This is a genomic window from Halobacillus sp. A1 (assembly GCF_024189295.1).
Taxonomy (GTDB): domain Bacteria; phylum Bacillota; class Bacilli; order Bacillales; family Halobacillaceae; genus Halobacillus_A.
Map to the genome: position 1 here is coordinate 310,427 of NZ_JAIZEN010000001.1, position 18,723 is coordinate 329,149.

Here is an 18,723-nt window from a genome sequence, read left to right on the forward strand (position 1 = left end):
TGGCTTTTTGTGCCCATGCCGATATTAATTATACTATCTATCATCACACTATTTACCGGAAGGAGCGAATAAGACAAAATGGGTACTGCTACGTTAATTACGTTTATAGTTTATTTAGTTGGTATGCTCGGAATCGGGTTTGCTGCATACCGTTTAACAAGCAATTTATCAGATTATGTATTAGGTGGTCGTCGTTTAGGACCAGGAGTAGCTGCACTTAGTGCCGGAGCTTCCGATATGAGTAGTTGGCTGCTGTTAGGCTTGCCAGGTGCCATTTATGTCTCAGGCTTAGGAGAAGCATGGCTGGCTGTAGGTCTTGCTATTGGTGCATACTTAAACTGGCAATTCATCGCTCGTCGTTTACGAGTATTTACAGAAGTTGCTAATGATTCAATTACATTACCGGACTATTTAGAAAATCGATTTCAAGACAGCTCTCATATTTTACGTGTTGTTTCCGCGTTAGTTATTTTAGTTTTCTTTACATTTTACACCTCTTCAGGTTTAGTCGGCGGGGCTAAATTATTTGAATCCTCTTTTGATGTAAGCTATACACAAGCTTTATGGATCGGTGCAATTGTAACAATTTCTTATACCTTTATCGGTGGTTTCCTGGCAGTAAGCTGGACAGATTTCATTCAGGGGATTTTAATGTTCTTAGCTTTAATTGCTGTACCAATTGTGGCAATTCAGGAGCTTGGAGGATGGAACTCTGCCATTGACGCTGTTGGTTCTATAAGCCCGGATCATTTAACGATGGTCCAAGGTGTCGGAGCCATCTCGATCATATCTTCTCTGGCATGGGGGCTTGGTTACTTCGGCCAGCCGCATATTCTAGTGCGTTTTATGGCACTGAGATCTCCAAAAGATGTGCCAAAAGCTCGTCTTATTGGAATGGGATGGATGATCATCGGACTATACGGTGCGATTTTCACCGGTTTATTCGGTTTAGCGTTTATTGCAACGCAGGATGTTAACGGTTTAAGCGCTGTAGGTGCTCAACTGACAAGTGAAGGTGATTACCAAACGCTTGCTGATGGAGAGAAAATCTTCATCGTATTTTCACAGATTTTATTCCACCCAGTAATTGCGGGTATCTTACTGGCAGCGATTCTTTCTGCTATTATGAGTACGATCGACTCTCAATTATTAGTATCATCATCAGCATTAGCGGAAGATTTCTATAAAGCGATTTTCCGGAAAAATGCATCCGAACGTGAACTTGTATGGGTTGGACGTTTAGCCGTTGCGGTTATCGCGTTAATCGCCTTGCTGCTTGCTGGTAACCCGGACAGCACGGTGCTTGGACTAGTATCCTATGCTTGGGCAGGATTTGGTGCTGCATTCGGTCCAACGATTATCCTTTCTCTATTCTGGAAAGGTATTACACGAAATGGAGCACTGGCTGGTATCATCGTTGGTGCAGTGACCGTTGTCGTGTGGGCTGATATGTTAAACGGCGGTATTTTCGATCTTTATGAAATCGTACCAGGTTTCATCTTGAACTTTGTCGTTGCAATTATTGTTAGTAAGATGGGGCCAGCTCCGTCTAAAGAAGTTGTTGCAAACTTTGAAGAAGCGGCTCGCCGTTAATAATATGATAAAGAGATCTCCAGCATTCCGCTGGAGATCTTTTTTTGATATCTTATAATAGAAGTATTACATAAGGACATACCCTCATTGACACAATAAACCGTTCTGTAATCCACGACGCTTACCTTCCATTCAAATCACTGAACTGAATTGCAAGTATGACACTCAAATTATAGGAGAAAATGTATTACTGAGCACTTGAACTATATCGCAGGTTAACGATCTGTAACCCCCATGCCAGATTCAGTTAACTGGCGGAAGTGTGCAAATGGGGGAACAGTCCGTAAACGCCCGATTGGCTCAACTAACATTCAGGAAAAACCCCCTGAATGAAGTTTCGCTTTACCGCAGGTTAACAGTCCGTAATTCCCCTAATTCTAATGAGGCAGTAAAAGTAAAATGTGACTAGGGGAAAACGTTCTGTAAACGCCCGATAAGTTCAAGTAACATTCATGGCAAGGTCGCCCATGAATGAACTTGAACTATATGTTATGATAGAAAGGGTGTATAGTTGATCGTTGCGTATGAAATTAGAAATTTGGTATGATCATATATTATGTGAGATCGAATGGAGGAAAGTATATGTCCCGTATTAGTAAAGAAGATGTAAAACACGTGGCGCACTTGGCCCGTCTTTCTATTAAGGAAGAAGAGGCTGATCTTTTCACGAAACAGCTGGACGATATTATTACGTATGCTGAGCAGTTGAATGAGCTTGATACAGAAGGTGTAGAACCGACGACGCATGTTCTTGATCTGCACAATGTGATGCGTAAGGACGAGCCGAAGCGCTGGGTTGAGAAAGAAGATGTGCTGAAAAATGCACCGGATCATAAAGATGGACAATTTAAAGTTCCATCTATTTTGGAATAGGGAGGGACCTACATGTCTTTGTTTGAACATTCTTTACGCGAGCTGAAAGATAAGCTACATAGTAAAGAGATTACAGTAACTGATTTAGTTAATGAATCCTACAACCGTATTGAGGAAGTCGACGGCCAGGTCCAAGCCTTCCTTACATTAAATAAAGAAGCTGCACTGAAACAGGCAGCTGAACTAGATGAACAGCGCGGCAATGACGCTGCTGCATTATTCGGTTTGCCGATCGGTGTCAAAGATAACATCGTAACGAAGGGCTTGCGCACAACAGCGGCCAGCCAGATTTTAGATAACTTCGAGGATCCATTGTATGATGCGACCGTCGTTAACAAGCTGAATGAAGCGAAGTCTGTAACTATCGGAAAATTGAACATGGATGAGTTTGCGATGGGTTCTTCCAATGAGAACTCCAGCTACTACGCGACACGCAATCCTTGGAATACGGATTACGTACCAGGGGGATCCAGTGGTGGATCGGCTGCGTCTGTGGCAGCTGGCGAAGTTCCGTTCTCTTTAGGCTCTGATACAGGCGGCTCTATCCGCCAGCCTGCTGCTTTCTGTGGTGTGGTTGGATTGAAGCCTACGTATGGCCGCGTATCCCGTTTTGGATTAATCGCATTTGCTTCATCCCTGGACCAAATCGGTCCCATTACCCGCTCCGTTGAAGACAATGCCTACTTGCTTGAGACGATAGCCGGTTACGACAATATGGACTCTACTTCTGCGAACGTAGAAGTACCTAAATACACAGAAGCCCTCACAGGTGATGTAAAAGGGTTGAAAATTGCCGTGCCGAAAGAGTATCTCGGCGAAGGTGTCACTCCTGAGGTGAAAGAGGCCGTTCAAGCCGCATTGAAAAAGTATGAGGAGCTTGGAGCGACTTGGGACGAAGTATCCCTGCCACACTCCAAGTACGCCGTATCGACGTACTACTTGCTCTCTTCTTCAGAAGCGTCCGCGAACCTTGCCCGTTTTGACGGTGTCCGTTACGGAAAGCGTACGGAAAACGCTGAAACGATGCTTGATATGTTTAAGCGTTCCCGTTCTGAAGGCTTCGGCGACGAAGTGAAGCGCCGTATTATGCTGGGAACTTTTGCGCTTAGCTCTGGTTATTACGATGCCTATTACAAAAAAGCGCAGCAAGTCCGTACATTGATTAAAAATGATTTCGAAAAAGTACTGCAGGACTATGATGTCATTGTCGGACCTACTACTCCGACCCCAGCGTTTAAAGTCGGCGAGAAAATCGATGACCCACTGACGATGTACGCCAATGACATTTTAACGATTCCAGTCAACTTAGCTGGCGTGCCAGGAATCTCTGTTCCGTGCGGCTTCTCATCTGAAGGTTTACCGATCGGCCTGCAAATCATCGGCCGTCACTTTGATGAGAATAGCGTTTACCGTGCTGCTCATGCTTTTGAACAGGCGACAGACTTCCATAAACAACGCCCGTCCCTTGGAGGTGCGAGCTCATGAATTTTGAAACAGTGATTGGACTTGAAGTCCACGTAGAATTAAAAACAGAATCGAAAATTTTCAGTCCTTCTCCGAATATGTTCGGGGATTCTCCGAATACGAACGTTAACCCGATCGACCTTGGGTACCCGGGTGTGCTTCCTGTGTTAAACGAGGAAGCTGTGAATTTCGCGATGAAAGCAGCGATGGCGCTTAATTGTGAGGTTGCGACGGATACGAAGTTCGACCGTAAGAACTACTTTTACCCGGACAACCCGAAGGCTTACCAAATTTCTCAGTTCGATCAGCCGATCGGGGAGAATGGGTATATTGATATTGAAGTGGATGGCGTGAAGAAGCGCATCGGTATTACTCGTCTTCATATGGAAGAGGATGCTGGGAAGCTTACGCACAGTGATGACGGGTATTCACTCGTGGATTATAACCGTCAAGGTACGCCGCTGGTGGAAATTGTGTCCGAGCCGGACATTCGTTCACCAAAAGAAGCGTATGCTTATTTAGAGGCTTTGAAAAATATCATTCAATATACTGGTGTTTCTGATTGTAAGATGGAAGAGGGCTCCTTAAGATGTGATGCGAACCTTTCTCTGCGTCCGATTGGACAGGAAGAGTTCGGCACGAAAACGGAGCTGAAGAACTTGAACTCCTTCTCATTTGTACAAAAGGGTCTTGAGTTCGAAGAGGTTCGTCAGGAAAAAGTACTGCTTTCCGGTGGAGAGATCCTTCAGGAAACGCGTCGTTATGATGAGCAGACGAAAGAAACGATTTTGATGCGTGTCAAAGAGGGATCTGACGACTATCGTTATTTCCCGGAACCGGATCTTGTTCCACTTCATATTGATGAAGCGTGGAAGGATCGTATTTTCAACCAGATTCCTGAGCTTCCAGATGCACGTAAGAAGCGCTATATCGAAGAATTACAGCTGCCGGCCTATGATGCGATGGTCTTAACGAATAATAAGGAAATGTCCGATTTCTTCGAAGAGACGATTGCGCAGGGTGCGGACATCAAGCAGGCTTCGAACTGGCTGATGGGCGAAGTATCCGCTTATTTGAATAAGCATTACAAAGAGTTCAGCGATATTGCCCTGACTCCTGAAGGACTGGCGAAAATGATTAAGCTGATTGAAGATGGTACGATATCTTCTAAAATCGCCAAGAAAGTATTCAGTGATTTAGTAGAAAAAGGTGGAGATCCTGAGAAGATTGTTAAAGATAAGGGGCTAGTTCAGATTTCTGACGAAGGACAGCTTCGTGAAATCATTTCCGGCATTCTTGATAACAACCAGCAGTCGATTGAAGACTACAGGAACGGTAAGGATAAAGCTTTAGGTTTCCTTGTCGGTCAAGTCATGAAGCAGACGAAAGGTCAGGCTAATCCACCAATGGTCAACAAGATCATTTTAGAGGAAATGGACAAGCGATAATATGAATCGGAGAAGGAAACCCTCCTTCTCCGGCCATATTAAAAAGCACGCACTCCTCGTGTGTGTTTTTTAAATGAGACACTTTAATGTTTTCAAATGCTGAAAAACACGCTATGATGTTATTTGGAGCATGATGGATGAGGGGGTCATACTATGCAGCGTGCCCGTATTATTTATAATCCGACATCAGGGAGAGAGATCGTCAGAAAGGTTCTTCCTGATATTTTACAACGTTTCGAGCAAGCTGGTTACGAAGCATCTGCCCACGCGACGACGTGTGAAGGTGATGCGACGAAAGCAGCTAAAGTTGCTGTGGAACGGAAATTTGATGTCGTGGTTGCAGCTGGCGGAGACGGGACCATTAATGAGGTCATTAATGGAATCGCTGAGCAGGACTTCAGACCGAAGTTCGGCATCATACCCGTAGGGACAACGAATGATTTTGCGCGTGCACTTCGTGTACCACGTAATATCCATAAAGCTGTCGATGTCATTTTAGGTGATTATTCAACACCGCTTGATATTGGCAGAGTGAACGGTCATTATTTCATGAATATCGCAGGCGGCGGGAAAATTACCGAAGTGTCTTATGAAGTTCCAAGTAAACTGAAAACGATGCTTGGACAACTTGCTTACTATCTTAAAGGGATTGAGATGCTCCCATCATTAAGACCGACGTATGTTGAAATGGAACATGACGGTCGTATCTATAAAGGTGAAGTCATGCTGTTTCTCGTTTCTAATACCAATTCAGTCGGCGGTCTTGAAAAGCTTGCGCCTGAAGCGAAAATGGATGATGGTTTATTCAATCTGATGATCATTGAGAAAATGAACATTGCGGAGTTTGCGCGTCTAGCTACGTTAGCAATCCAGGGCAACCACTTGAACCATCCCAAATTCATTCATACGACAGCAAGTCGAGTGAAGGTTCATACAGAAGAGAAGATGCAGTTGAACATAGATGGAGAGTTCGGCGGCATGCTCCCTGGAGAGTTCGTCAATCTTTATCGTCATATCGAATTCTTCGTACCAAAAGATAAATTTTCACCCGATCTAACGAATAAATGATAACAGTCAAACGCTGCCTGTCCTAGTGACGGCGGCGTTTTTGTGATAAGCTGTGAACAGCTAAGAAACGAAAAGGACGGATGTAATATGGCGAAACCAAAGCCGCCCGTACAAAAAAATCAGACGATTGAGCTGACATTTGAGGATTTGACACACGAAGGCAATGGAGTGGGCAAAGTAGACGGATATCCTTTGTTTGTACCTTATGGGCTTCCCGGAGAAAAAGGACAAGTCAAAGTCGTCAAAGTGAAGAAAAACTTCGGATTCGGGAAGTTGCTGGACGTAGAGGAAGCGAGCGAAGAACGAGTGGAGCCGCCCTGTGATGTATATTACCAGTGTGGAGGCTGCCAGCTGCAGCATATGAGCTACAGTATGCAGCTTGAGATGAAACACAATCAAGTGAAAAACGCGATGAAGAAAGTGGCTCATCTCGATCACGTACCCGTCCATGAAACAATAGGTATGGCCGATCCGTGGCGCTATCGGAACAAAGTCCAGATCCCTGTCGGACAAAAAGAAGACGGCGAACTGATGACAGGTTTTTACCAAAAGCGGAGTCATAATATCATTGATATGGATACGTGTCTCATTCAAGACGAAATGAATGATCGTATGGTCGAAACCGTGCGGCGCATAGCAAGCCGGCTTGGCATTCACGCGTACGACGAAGAAAACCACCGTGGAGTGCTGCGTCATATCATGGTGCGGACCGGCCAGACAACGAAAGATATTATGGTCGTGCTTGTCACACGAACGAAGAAGCTTCCACATCAAGAAAAGCTGATCGATGAAATACGCGATGCGTTCCCAAACGTAAAATCCATAGTGCATAACATTAACAGCGGACGGACGAACGTAATTCTTGGAAAAGAAACGCACGTACTCTGGGGCGGCGAGTACATTTACGATACCATCGGCGACGTGAAATTCATGATTTCACCAAAGTCCTTTTATCAAGTGAACCCCACCCAGACGAAAAAGCTGTATGATCAAGCACTCCAGTATGCCGACTTACGCGGCGGAGAAACCGTGATCGACGCCTATTGCGGCATTGGAACCATCTCCCTGTTTTTAGCTCAGAAAGCTGAGAAAGTGTATGGCGTTGAGATTGTTCCTGAAGCCGTAACCGACGCGAAGAAAAACGCCCGCCTGAACAACATGGACAATGCAGAATTTTATGTAGGCCAAGCCGAGGAAATCATGCCGTGGTGGCGTAACCAGGGACTGCGCCCTGACGTGATCGTAGTCGATCCCCCACGTAAAGGGTGCGATGAAGCACTCCTGCAGGCGATGCTTGAGATGGAGCCTGAGCGTATTGTGTATGTATCCTGTAATCCATCGACGCTCGCACGTGATTTGCGTGTTCTTGAAGATGGAGGCTATGAGACGAAAGAGGTTCAGCCTGTAGATATGTTTCCGCAGACGAGTCATGTGGAGTGCGTGACCTGGTTGGAGAAGAAGCTATGAGTAATCCTTGATTCGGAGGTGTGTGTACAATGGCCCCTAATCCCTTAACTCATAAAGAAATCAAAACCATCCTGGCCACCGCAGATTGGATCATTGCCCGGGGAGGCCGGACACAACTCGCCAAGATCTTGAAGGGATCAAAGGAGAAGAAACTGTTAGAACGCGATTTGGACAAAAGTCCGGGTTATGGGTTTTATAATAGTGAAAAACTTGATGACATTACAAGCAAGATCAATTGGATGATTCAACGTGATTTTTTAAAGCTCGAAAAATTCGGGAGGCTTCCCCTGATTGTTTTCACAGACCGGGGGTGGCTGATTCAATCCTCTCAGTATGCGGATAAACTGGTTCGTGAATGGGAAGAGTGGATTGGAGAAGGGAAAAAGGATCCCGACATGACCTATCTAAAGGATCGGGACAGGCAGATGATCCTTCTTATGCTTGAGAAAATTAAAGCGTCCGGAAACAAGGCTTTTATTCCTTACTTGCAATTATGGGAAGAGATCGATTATAGAAAAGTACGTGCCGCCATTAGGGAAACGGTCAAAGTATTAGAAGGAAAAGTACCTTTCGATGATTCGATGTTAAAAAATAGAGAGGAAAGAACTCAGAAAGCCTTAGAGGGCTTTTCAGAATACGAGATTTTTCGGTGAGGGAGCAGTACAAACAAAATTGGTGATAGTATAAGGAGGGTCAACAATGGAAGCGAATAAAAAGTGGTTATCAATACCCGATGAATTCAGAAAGAAACTAATAAACAACGGCTTCTGTGCCAAATGCAGAGGTGCAGTCACTATCACGGACTTTATTATTGTCGATCATCCTGAGGGAGTGATGTTGGAGGGAAAATGCAAAAACTGTGGAAATAAAGTAGTCAGGGTAGTAGAGATGGATGAGTGAAGGAAAAACGGGGAGAAACTTCCCTGCTTTTTTTATTTAGGAGATGATAAGTTAATCGTTTAGCAAATTGGATAGACAAAGCTCAAGTGCTGGTGTGACCCTTAACGATATGAATAATGTGAAAAACGTGGTAACGATACTTGTGAATTGTTGATGACATACCTTCCTTTTTTCCACTAATATTAGGAGGCGGAGCGCGTCTTTATATCATGACCTCTGGTGTAAAACATGTGGTTCAGCATGATTCATGATTTCACATCCATATAAATATCAGCAGTAACATTTAAAGCGCACCTCATTAAAATCTAAAGCTGTAATACTCATGATCTCAGGCATTGCAAGCACTCTCACTTCCTCGTTTGTTATTGATTCGGTATCAATAACGTTAGAGAGTTGTGTCAGGGCAGGCAAGCCTTTTTTGTTTGCACACATTTCTAAATCTATGTCAAAACTCTTACAATCTATTTTGCGCGTAATCTTAGTGAATTTTGTTATTATAATTAGGTCCTGTCGTCCATTTGGGATATCTTTCATGCAAGCGAGTGCACAATTTCACAAGACAAACTTGCACAACTATATATCTATTTTTTCAATATTATGGATATAGAGTTGTTTTTTAACGAGCGGTAATTATATAATTAATGCAAGCGGTTTCACAAAAAAACTAATAAAGGATGATTTGGTGAAAAGAAAATCTAAGTACATTTCAGCTATTGCAGCAGCCGTCAGTTTAAGTCTCATTCCTTTTGTTTCTGGCGATTTAAAAGCAGAAGAAGGAGAAGATACAGTACGAATCCATTATGATCGGTCGGATCAAAGCTACAGCGATTGGGGGCTTTGGCTGTTTGAAGATGTTGCTATGCCTTCTGATCAGGCGGGCGCCTGGCCCACGGGAGCCTCTAATTTTTCAGACGAGCAGGTTGGTGAAAGTGGAGCTTATATCGACGTAGAACTAGCGGAGGATGCTGAAGATATTGGATTTGTAGTCGTTAATACAGAAAATGAAGACAAGGACGGCAATGATAAATTGGCGGGCAGCGTCGATGAGTATGATGACCTTTATATTCGTGAAGGAGATGACACGGTCTATACAAACCCTGAATATTTACCTGAAATCGGTCTTAACTCAGCGGAACTCATAAACGAGAATACCTTAGAAATACTTTTCTCTTCGACAGAGGGATTAACAAAGGAAGCTCTTCATGAAGGGTTAATCATCCAGGATCAGAATGGCGAGGAAGCTTCATTTGAAAAAGTGAAGATAAAGAAAGATGGAAAAGTAGAAATCAGCGGTACGTTTGATGTGGAAGCCGCTCCTTACAAAATTACATTTAACGAAAAATCGACGACAGCCAATGTCAGCTGGCGCTACATCGATGATACATATGGGTATGATGGAGACCTGGGTATGGATCTTCAAGAAGACGGCAGTGCCAATCTTAAATTTTGGTCACCTGGAGCTGACCGCGTCTCTGTAAAACTTTATAACAAGGATAATCAAGATGAAGTCGTAGAGAATGTTGACATGAACCTGGAAGATCGCGGTGTATGGAACGTGACGCTTGATAAGAGCAATACCGGGGTCGATGACTTAACTGGATATTATTATCACTTAGAAATTGAACGTGAAGGCGAAACGAAAACAGGGTTAGACCCTTACGCTAAATCCATGGCCAAATGGAATAATGAAGGCGATGACTCTATTGGAAAAGCAGCGATTGTCGATCCATCCTCCATTGGGCCAGCATTAGATTATGCTGAAATTGATGGGTATGAAAAACGCGAGGATGCTATTATTTATGAAGTTCATGTACGTGATTTTACTTCTGATCCGAGCATTGAAGATGAACTGAGTTCGCAATTTGGTACGTTTGAAGCTTTTATTGATAAGCTTGATTACATTGAAGATTTAGGAGTTACTCATATTCAACTGCTTCCCGTGATGAGTTATTACTTTGGTGATGAAGGGGCTAGCGCAGAGCGTATGCCCGACTACGATTCTGATGACAACAATTATAACTGGGGTTATGATCCTCAGAGCTATTTCTCCCCTACAGGGATGTATTCTGAGAATCCGGATGATGCGGAACTTAGAATTCAAGAGCTTAAGCATTTAATTGATGAAATTCACAAGCGTGATATGGGTGTAGTATTAGACGTAGTCTACAACCATACGGCTGATGTTGGTATTTTTGAAGACTTAGTCCCTAACTACTACCACTTTATGGATGCAGACGGCACACCACGAACAAGCTTTGGCGGCGGCCGCTTAGGTACGACCCATGATATGTCTCGCAAAGTTTTAGTAGATTCCATTAAATATTGGGTGGATGAATTTAAAGTAGACGGATTCCGATTTGATATGATGGGCGATCACGATGCAGAAAGCATTCAAACCGCTTATGATGAAGCAAAAGAATTAAACCCGAACATTTTAATGATCGGGGAAGGTTGGAGAACTTACGCTGGCGATGAAAATGGCGGTAATGTGCAGGCGGCTGACCAGGACTGGATGAAGGATACCGAGAGTGTCGGTGTTTTCTCTGATGATTTTCGTAATGAGTTGAAGTCTGGATTTGGAAGTGAAGGCGAAGCGCGCTTCTTAACTGGAGGTCCACGGAACGTGCAGCAGATTTTTGATAACGTCACCGCAAAACCTCACAACTTTGAAGCATCAGATCCTGGGGATGTGGTACCTTATATCGCAGCTCACGATAATTTGACCCTTCATGACGTGATTGCCCAATCTATAAAAAAGGACCCTGATGAGCACGAAGAAGAAATACACGAACGAATCCGTCTCGGCAACTCTATGGTGTTAATGTCTCAAGGTACATCCTTCCTTCATGCAGGCCAGGAGTTTGGCCGGACGAAGCAATTTAAAGCAGAAACAGATGAAGCTCCTTACAAATCAACATACATGGAAGACGAAGAGGGTGAACCTTTCAACTATCCTTATTTCATCCATGATTCTTATGATTCAACGGACGCGATAAATATGATTGACTGGGAAAAAGCAACGAATTCTGACAAATACCCAATTCATAATTTAACTCGTGAATATACGACTGGTTTAATTGAGCTGCGCCGATCTACAGACGCCTTCCGGTTAGGTACGATGGACGAGGTGGATGAGAATGTGACAAAGCTTGAAGTTCCTGAGATTGAAGAAAATGATTTGGCTCTTGCTTATAAAGCCGAATCTACAGATGATACAGGTAAGTATTTTGTGTTCGTAAATGCGGATGAAGAAGAGCGCACGTTTACGATGGAAGATTACAATTTAGCTCCTGGCAAAGTGATTGTAGATGACGATGAAGCAGGAACAGACAAAGTAAGTGAACCGACTGGATTTAGTAAAAATGCAAACGAAATTACGATAGATCCACTAACGACTGTAGTTGTGAAATGTGATGCGAAAGGAAACGGAAACGATCCATGTGAAAAGCCTGGTAAAGGAAAAAGCAAACGATAAAAAAAGCAAATACGTTAGTGATGCGGAGTGTGGGGCTCTAAATATAAAAAAAGAAGGCAGCTAACTATTAGAGGATGCTGTCTTCTTTCTCGCTCCACTTATATACCCTCGTCGTAAAACCTGAAAAAGCACCTTACCGAATGATCCTGAAGCGAAAGATTCCGCTCCAGGCATCCAGGTAAGGTGCTTTTTAATTATGCATTATGATACATCATAGAATCGCTCTTCGTTGTAAGGTCGAAACGGTCAGCGTTCATGACCTTCACCCATGCAGCTGCGAAGTCACGCACGAATTTTTCGTGATTGTCATCCTGTGCATATACTTCTGCAAGGGCACGCAGGACAGAATTTGAACCGAATACGAGGTCTACACGTGTAGCTGTGCGCACGAGTTCGCCAGTTTGACGGTCGCGTCCTTCGTAAAGGTTGTAGTCTGACGGTTTCCATTCAATCCCCATATCAAGCAGATTCACGAAGAAGTCATTCGTAAGTGTGCCGACACGGTCTGTGAATACGCCGTGGTCTGTTCCTTTATAGTTTGTACCAAGCACACGCATACCGCCTATTAATGCAGTCATTTCCGGTGCGGAAAGGCCAAGAAGCTGAGATTTGTCCACTAATAATTCTTCCGGACTCAGTGTGTAGGCTTTCTTCTCATAGTTTCGGAAGCCATCGGCCATCGGCTCTAATACTTCAAAGCTTTCTACATCTGTTTGTTCCTGGGGTGCATCGCCTCGTCCTGGTACGAACGGAACAGTGATGTCAACGCCTGCATCTTTTGCAGCTTTTTCTACGGCTGCACTGCCTCCTAGAACGATTAAATCAGCAATGCTGACTTTTTTATCAAGCTTGCTTTGCACGTCTTCATAGACGGAAAGTACTTTTTCCAGTTTCTCAGGCTCGTTTACTTCCCAATTCTTTTGAGGGGCTAGACGGATACGGCCGCCATTCGCGCCACCGCGCATATCGGATCCGCGGTACGTACTTGCGGAAGCCCATGCTGTTGAAGTAAGCTCGCTGATCGTCAATCCAGTATTAAGGATTTTCGCTTTCAGCTCAGTTATTTCAGCGTTTGACAATTCATAATCAACTGTAGGAATCGGGTCCTGCCAAATCAAATCTTCTTCTGGAACTTCAGGGCCGAGGTATCTTGATTTCGGTCCCATGTCACGGTGAAGCAGCTTGAACCATGCACGTGCGAAGGCATCAGCGAATTCAGCCGGATTTTCATGGTAACGGCGTGAAATTTTTTCGTAGTCAGGATCCATGCGTAACGCCATATCGGCTGTTGTCATAAACGTAGGAACGAGTTGAGATGGGTCTTCGGCATCTGGTGCCATATCTTCTTTTTTAGGGTTTACAGGCGCCCACTGGTTGGCGCCTGCAGCGCTCTTTGTAAGTTCCCATTCGTAACCGAATAATAGATCATAGAATCCGTTATCCCAAACTGTCGGGTTAGCGGTCCATGCACCATCTACACCGCTGGTAATGGTATCGCGGCCTTTACCGCTTCCGTGAGTGCTGTGCCAGCCTAAGCCTTGTTCTTCAATATCAGCGGCTTCTGGTGCCGCTTCAACTTTTTCAGGGTCGCCAGCTCCGTGAGCTTTACCGAATGTGTGACCGCCGGCAATCAAAGCCACAGTCTCTTCATCGTTCATTCCCATACGGCCGAATGTTTCACGAATGTCTACAGCACTTGCGAGTGGATCCGGGTTTCCGTTTGGTCCTTCAGGGTTCACATAGATAAGCCCCATCTGTACGGCAGCAAGTGGACTTTCAAGCTCGCGGTCGCCTGAGTAACGGTTGTCCTCCAGCCATTCTTTCTCAGTACCCCAGTAGACATCTTCTTCAGGATGCCAAACGTCTTCACGTCCGCCAGCAAATCCAAATGTCTTCAAGCCCATGTCCTCAAGTGCAACGTTACCAGTCAGAACGAGTAAGTCAGCCCATGAGATTTTGTTTCCATACTTTTGTTTGATCGGCCAAAGCAGGCGGCGGGCTTTATCAAGGTTCGCGTTATCCGGCCAGCTGTTTAGAGGTGCGAAGCGCTGGGTACCAGTGGCACCGCCGCCGCGTCCATCTCCTGTACGGTACGTTCCAGCTGCGTGCCATGACATACGGATGAAAAGTGGACCATAGTGTCCAAAGTCAGCAGGCCACCAATCCTGACTAGTTGTCATTAACTGATGAAGATCCTGTTTCAGTTCGTAATAGTCCAGCTTTTTGAATTCTTCCGCATAATCAAAGTCTTCACCCATGGGATTCGTTTTCTTATCATGCTGATGGAGAATGTGGAGATTCAGCTGGTTCGGCCACCAGTCTTTATTTGTGGTACCAACTTTTGAGGTCGTTACGGCACTTTCTTCCTCCGTTTTACCATGTGATACAGGGCACTTACCAGCTTGACTTTCATGCATTTCATTCTTGTCCATAAGTTATACTCCCCTTCTTTATGTTAGAATCAAACAATTAAAATCACTCTTAGATTATAATTATAATAAATTAGAATCGAAATTGAAAGCGAGATACATAGATTATCGAAAATAATTTTCAATTGGACAGCAAAGAATGTGTAATGACAGGGATGGAGCAGACTGGATCAAAAGCAGACTGTGGGGGGGGGTGAAATGGCTTCATTCCTATTTTAACAAATTTACTGAAAATAAAGTAGATTTTAGTGTTTTTAAAGAATATTTGAGAAATATTATCGCACTGAAAGGGGAATAGGAGATATTCAGAAATGTGGACCGTACACTTGAATTTAAGGAGTTTTTTATAAAAAGATGTTGGTCTTACTTCGGGCTTTTCTATCAATAATTTCAGCTCAAGGCCACCTATATAAGAAAAACAGATAGAGAAAAACCCCTCCATCTGTTTTCATAACCGAAAGCTAATGTTTAATTTTGTCATTCACCAAATGCTTCAGGAAGCATCTTAAATCCATCAATCTCCGCATCTTCTTCCACTTCAATCATAATACATCGTTTCCCTTTATAATTGACCTGCCTCACATACTCAAGGTCCTGAGGGCTGATCGAGATGTTGGCGATCTTGGTGTTGATTTTAATAGATTTTGATTTGTATTTAGGCACGATGCTGCTTGCTTTCAGCTCATAGCCTTCGTCATCGGTAAATCTTTTAAAAGCGGTTTTAATCTTTTCAGAATCGACTTGTTCGCCACTTTGGGTCAGCACGCGTTCCACGTCTTTGTAATCTAGCTTTGGTGGTTCGTCGTCTTCGTTTTCTTCCACGACTCTATTGATTTCTCCGTAAACGCTGGACAGGGTGGAAGGGTTAAGTTGATCTCCCACTACATCCTTGATGACTTCCTCAAACACTGCCTTGTCTTCCTGAGCCGTCATGAATTCTTCTCCATTTAGTACGTCCTCGATAAAGCGATAGTCCGGCTCATTGGCTTTGCCTGAGGAATAGAGTACGTGGTTCACATCAGAAGCTCCCTCCGTGATGGTAGGGAAGAGGAACCCGGACATTGGATTTTTCAGGTCGATGACTGGATCGACCTCTATTTTGTACTTGAATTCTTTCTCGATATAGTCGAACTGAATCTCTTTCTTAGGTTCCTCCGTTTTGTTGATGCTGCAAAGGATAAAGGGATTCGCGTAAACGGAATCTCTTTCACTTTCGTCGGATCCTTCACTACTTCGTTTCGTCTTCATTAAGTATTCCGCGCGAATAAAAGTGATGACCACATCTTTTTCATAAGGGTGATCATGGATCATTTTTTCTGTCATCTGCAGCATTTGTTCTTTCCATTCTTCAACACCGCTGCTCAGTAATCCTTTATGCAGGATGAGCTGACTGTGATCTTCTGCTTCACGCTTGAATTTCAGCTCGAATAATTTTTCATCAAGTTGTCCGGTCAGTACTTTTTTGAAGTTTGCCATGAACAGCTCCTGCTGATCTCTATCCAGCATTTCAAATGGCTGACTCTGGTGATGGTAAATGTCGGTCGTTTCTTTCATGATATATACGTTAAAGATGTCAGTGATCTTCAATAAGTCATTATCCACTTTAAGCTGTCGGCGGATGCCGGCTATATCTTTTTTGTCCATCAATCGTCCACTCCTAAGCTTTTTGTGATCATCTAGTAAAAGATTCTTCTATTTTATCATACGAATCTTTTAATCACTCAGAGATTAAAATAACAGTTCTATAAATTCATAACAGGAAGTCCCTGGTGTGTTTTTTTATGGGATGAACACTTAATAATTCATTTAGTAAGTGCACAGGGGCGGCGAGGAATGACTGTGGCCAATGAAAAAGTGCTTGCTAATGAAAAATCCAGATGATTACCCACCATATTAGGGTCTATCATTCATAGCTGCACCTTCATATGGACGTGTACTTATCGATTTTTTAAAATAGCTTAGTTTTTAAGTGGTCACGGAAAGCGATCCGTTTTCTAACCCGCCATTTCCTCATATCAAAGTCTCGAAACGGAGTTTTCAAAAAAAGGGATCATGTGTGTAAGGGTGAGGATTAACAGAGGATGGCAAAGAAAAAGGGCTGACCATAAAAGCCTGTTTCTTAGACTTTTAGGACAGCCCCGTACTTAGTTATTTTTAAAAGCGAGATGACCAGAAACACATGTCTCGATTAGTCATCTGAATTATAATCTTCAATTTGCTTCTGGATGCGACGATGTCTTTTTCGCTCTTCTTCAAGTCTAGCTTCTCTGTAATCTTCCCTGACTGATTTCAACAGAGAGACACACGAGATGAACAAGACAATTGAAAATGGCAGTGCTCCAATCAGCGATGCCGTCTGAAGTCCTTCTAAGCCGGCACTGATAATTAATACGGTGGCTAGTGCAGCAATCAGGGTACCCCATACCACTTTTACCACCACAGAAGGGTTATTATCGCCATTTGAACTCATCATTCCCAGTACGAATGTTGCTGAGTCAGCAGAGGTTACAAGGAAAGTGAACAGCAGACAGATGGAAAGCACAGATAAAATCGTTCCAAATGGAAGATTATCCAGCATGTTAAATAGTGCTGTTGCTTCATCTTCTGCTACTGCGGCTGCAATATCAGTACCCTGGAATAGATCGAGATGAATCGCGGTTCCGCCGAATATAGCGATCCAGATAATTCCGATAGCAGGCGGGGCGACCATGACGCCAAGTACGAATTCTCTTACGGTACGCCCTTTAGATATACGGGCTACGAACATTCCGACAAATGGCGCCCATGCAATGGTCCATGCCCAGTAATAAACAGGCCAGTCCTGCACCCACGTGCTGTCAGTATAAGAGTCCAGCCTTAAACTGGCTTGGAAAAAGTTCTGCAGATAATCTCCTACACCCATTGTAAGAGTTTCTAAAATGAAACGGGTCGGCCCTATAAACAAAACGATAATCATAAGGATAAGGGCGATCCCTAAGTTTGCATTACTTAAGTATTTAATACCGCGGTCCAGTCCGGAAAGGGTGGAAAGCATGAAGAAGATGAACATGACAGCAACGATAGAGATTTGAGTGACAGCTCCACCTGGTGCGTTGAATACACTTCCAAGTCCGCTGTTTATTTGTAATACACTCAACCCTAAAGTCGTTGCTACACCCATAACTGTTGCTATGATAGCAATGATATCGATCGTATTCCGGAGTGGTTTTTTTCCAGTGCTTCCGATGACGGAATTCATCGTATCACTGATTAAGCTTCGCTCATCCTGACGGTAAATAAAGTAGGAGAGAGCCAGTCCCACGAAAGTAAAGGAAGCCCACTGGTGGATCCCGTTGTTGAAAAATGCGTTCCACATGGCTTCACGCGCAGCGGCAGGCGTTTCAGCTTCAATGCTGGCATCAAACGGAGGTGGAGAGCCGAAATGGGTCATCGGTTCAGCAACACCCCAGAAAACGATACTTACACCGAATCCACAGCTGAATAGCATGGCGATCCACGTGAAAAGCGGATATTTCGGACGGACGTCATCCCCGCCTAAGCGGATTTTTCCGTATTTACTAAATGCTAAATAAAAGTTGAAGATGATTAAAAATAGCACAAAGACTAAATAAAACCAGCCAAAAGTTTCTGCAATAAATCCATAAATTCCTTCAGCTTGCGAAGCGAGGGTCTCAGGTGCCAGACCACCCCATAAAGCGAATAAGAAGATGATAGAAAAAGAGATTAAAAATACCCTGTTCATAAATTTCCACTTCTTTTTTGATTTGTCCATCACATTGCCTCCTTTAACATTTAAAATTATGTCTTAAATCTACACACGTTCAAACTTAAGTATCGGCCAACTGTTATGAAGAACACCCCGTTTCTTAGCTATTCAATAAGTGACCTTCCAGAACCCTTTCCCTATTTTAAATAAAATAATGCCAGAAATCTGGAATTGTCGAAAATTATATATTGATTAAGGATTATAGTTTAGAATTTTTAATGAAATTATAGGAATTAGAAG

12 protein-coding genes are annotated in these 18,723 nt (G+C 43.6%); 9 read left to right on the plus strand and 3 right to left on the minus strand.

What is annotated here, in order from left to right; all coding sequences use genetic code 11:
• Positions 1 to 78: 78 nt before the first annotated feature.
• The 9 genes from putP (at position 79) to LF817_RS01485 (ending at position 12,288) form a co-directional block, all read left to right on the plus strand.
• Positions 79 to 1,593, plus strand: coding sequence for a sodium/proline symporter PutP (gene putP, locus LF817_RS01445; protein ID WP_253933976.1), 1,515 nt, complete (start codon positions 79 to 81; stop codon positions 1,591 to 1,593).
• Positions 1,594 to 2,175: 582 nt separating this feature from the next.
• Positions 2,176 to 2,466: an Asp-tRNA(Asn)/Glu-tRNA(Gln) amidotransferase subunit GatC gene (gatC, locus tag LF817_RS01450; RefSeq protein ID WP_253933977.1), complete on the plus strand. Its 291-nt coding sequence runs from the start codon at positions 2,176 to 2,178 to the stop codon at positions 2,464 to 2,466.
• Between the two features lie 12 nt (positions 2,467 to 2,478).
• On the plus strand, positions 2,479 to 3,951 hold the full coding sequence (gatA, locus tag LF817_RS01455; protein WP_253933978.1) for an Asp-tRNA(Asn)/Glu-tRNA(Gln) amidotransferase subunit GatA: 1,473 nt from the start codon (positions 2,479 to 2,481) through the stop codon (positions 3,949 to 3,951).
• Positions 3,948 to 5,378: an Asp-tRNA(Asn)/Glu-tRNA(Gln) amidotransferase subunit GatB gene (gatB, locus tag LF817_RS01460; RefSeq protein WP_253933979.1), complete on the plus strand. Its 1,431-nt coding sequence runs from the start codon at positions 3,948 to 3,950 to the stop codon at positions 5,376 to 5,378. The genes gatA and gatB overlap by 4 nt, the downstream gene beginning before the upstream one ends.
• A 153-nt stretch (positions 5,379 to 5,531) precedes the next feature.
• Entirely contained in the window at positions 5,532 to 6,446 is a 915-nt protein-coding gene (locus tag LF817_RS01465; RefSeq protein WP_253933980.1) for a diacylglycerol kinase, read from the plus strand.
• An 87-nt stretch (positions 6,447 to 6,533) separates the two neighbouring features.
• A complete protein-coding gene (gene rlmD, locus LF817_RS01470; RefSeq protein WP_253933981.1) occupies positions 6,534 to 7,913 on the plus strand; it encodes a 23S rRNA (uracil(1939)-C(5))-methyltransferase RlmD in 1,380 nt (459 codons plus the stop codon).
• A 29-nt stretch (positions 7,914 to 7,942) separates the two neighbouring features.
• A complete protein-coding gene (locus LF817_RS01475) occupies positions 7,943 to 8,566 on the plus strand; it encodes an RQC-minor-1 family DNA-binding protein (protein ID WP_253933982.1) in 624 nt (207 codons plus the stop codon).
• A 46-nt stretch (positions 8,567 to 8,612) separates the two neighbouring features.
• Complete coding sequence (locus LF817_RS01480) at positions 8,613 to 8,813, plus strand: hypothetical protein (protein ID WP_253933983.1); 201 nt, start codon at positions 8,613 to 8,615, stop codon at positions 8,811 to 8,813.
• A 682-nt stretch (positions 8,814 to 9,495) separates the two neighbouring features.
• The gene (locus LF817_RS01485) at positions 9,496 to 12,288 is read left to right on the plus strand and encodes a pullulanase (RefSeq protein WP_253933984.1); all 2,793 of its coding nucleotides are present in this window, start codon (positions 9,496 to 9,498) and stop codon (positions 12,286 to 12,288) included.
• A gap of 194 nt (positions 12,289 to 12,482) precedes the next feature.
• On the opposite strand, the gene katG is transcribed toward LF817_RS01485, so the two are convergent.
• From katG to LF817_RS01500, 3 genes are all read right to left on the minus strand, one after another.
• Positions 12,483 to 14,720, minus strand: coding sequence for a catalase/peroxidase HPI (gene katG, locus LF817_RS01490; RefSeq protein WP_253933985.1), 2,238 nt, complete (start codon positions 14,718 to 14,720; stop codon positions 12,483 to 12,485).
• 474 nt (positions 14,721 to 15,194) lie between these two features.
• Positions 15,195 to 16,361: a DUF4317 domain-containing protein gene (locus tag LF817_RS01495; RefSeq protein WP_253933986.1), complete on the minus strand. Its 1,167-nt coding sequence runs from the start codon at positions 16,359 to 16,361 to the stop codon at positions 15,195 to 15,197.
• Positions 16,362 to 16,905: 544 nt separating this feature from the next.
• Positions 16,906 to 18,489 carry a BCCT family transporter gene (locus LF817_RS01500; protein ID WP_253933987.1) on the minus strand — a complete coding sequence of 528 codons (1,584 nt, stop codon included), beginning with the start codon at positions 18,487 to 18,489 and terminating at the stop codon, positions 16,906 to 16,908.
• Between the last annotated feature and the right edge of the window lie 234 nt (positions 18,490 to 18,723).

Excerpts from the sequence above, each read along its gene's own strand:
- putP (WP_253933976.1), top strand. The coding sequence starts at position 79 with ATGGGTACTGCTACGTTAATTACGTTTATAGTTTATTTAGTTGGTATG.
- gatC (WP_253933977.1), top strand. The coding sequence starts at position 2,176 with ATGTCCCGTATTAGTAAAGAAGATGTAAAACACGTGGCGCACTTGGCC.
- gatA (WP_253933978.1), top strand. The coding sequence starts at position 2,479 with ATGTCTTTGTTTGAACATTCTTTACGCGAGCTGAAAGATAAGCTACAT.
- gatB (WP_253933979.1), top strand. The coding sequence starts at position 3,948 with ATGAATTTTGAAACAGTGATTGGACTTGAAGTCCACGTAGAATTAAAA.
- LF817_RS01465 (WP_253933980.1), top strand. The coding sequence starts at position 5,532 with ATGCAGCGTGCCCGTATTATTTATAATCCGACATCAGGGAGAGAGATC.
- rlmD (WP_253933981.1), top strand. The coding sequence starts at position 6,534 with ATGGCGAAACCAAAGCCGCCCGTACAAAAAAATCAGACGATTGAGCTG.
- LF817_RS01475 (WP_253933982.1), top strand. The coding sequence starts at position 7,943 with ATGGCCCCTAATCCCTTAACTCATAAAGAAATCAAAACCATCCTGGCC.
- LF817_RS01480 (WP_253933983.1), top strand. The coding sequence starts at position 8,613 with ATGGAAGCGAATAAAAAGTGGTTATCAATACCCGATGAATTCAGAAAG.
- katG (WP_253933985.1), bottom strand. The coding sequence starts at position 14,720 with ATGGACAAGAATGAAATGCATGAAAGTCAAGCTGGTAAGTGCCCTGTA.
- LF817_RS01495 (WP_253933986.1), bottom strand. The coding sequence starts at position 16,361 with ATGGACAAAAAAGATATAGCCGGCATCCGCCGACAGCTTAAAGTGGAT.
- LF817_RS01500 (WP_253933987.1), bottom strand. The coding sequence starts at position 18,489 with ATGGACAAATCAAAAAAGAAGTGGAAATTTATGAACAGGGTATTTTTA.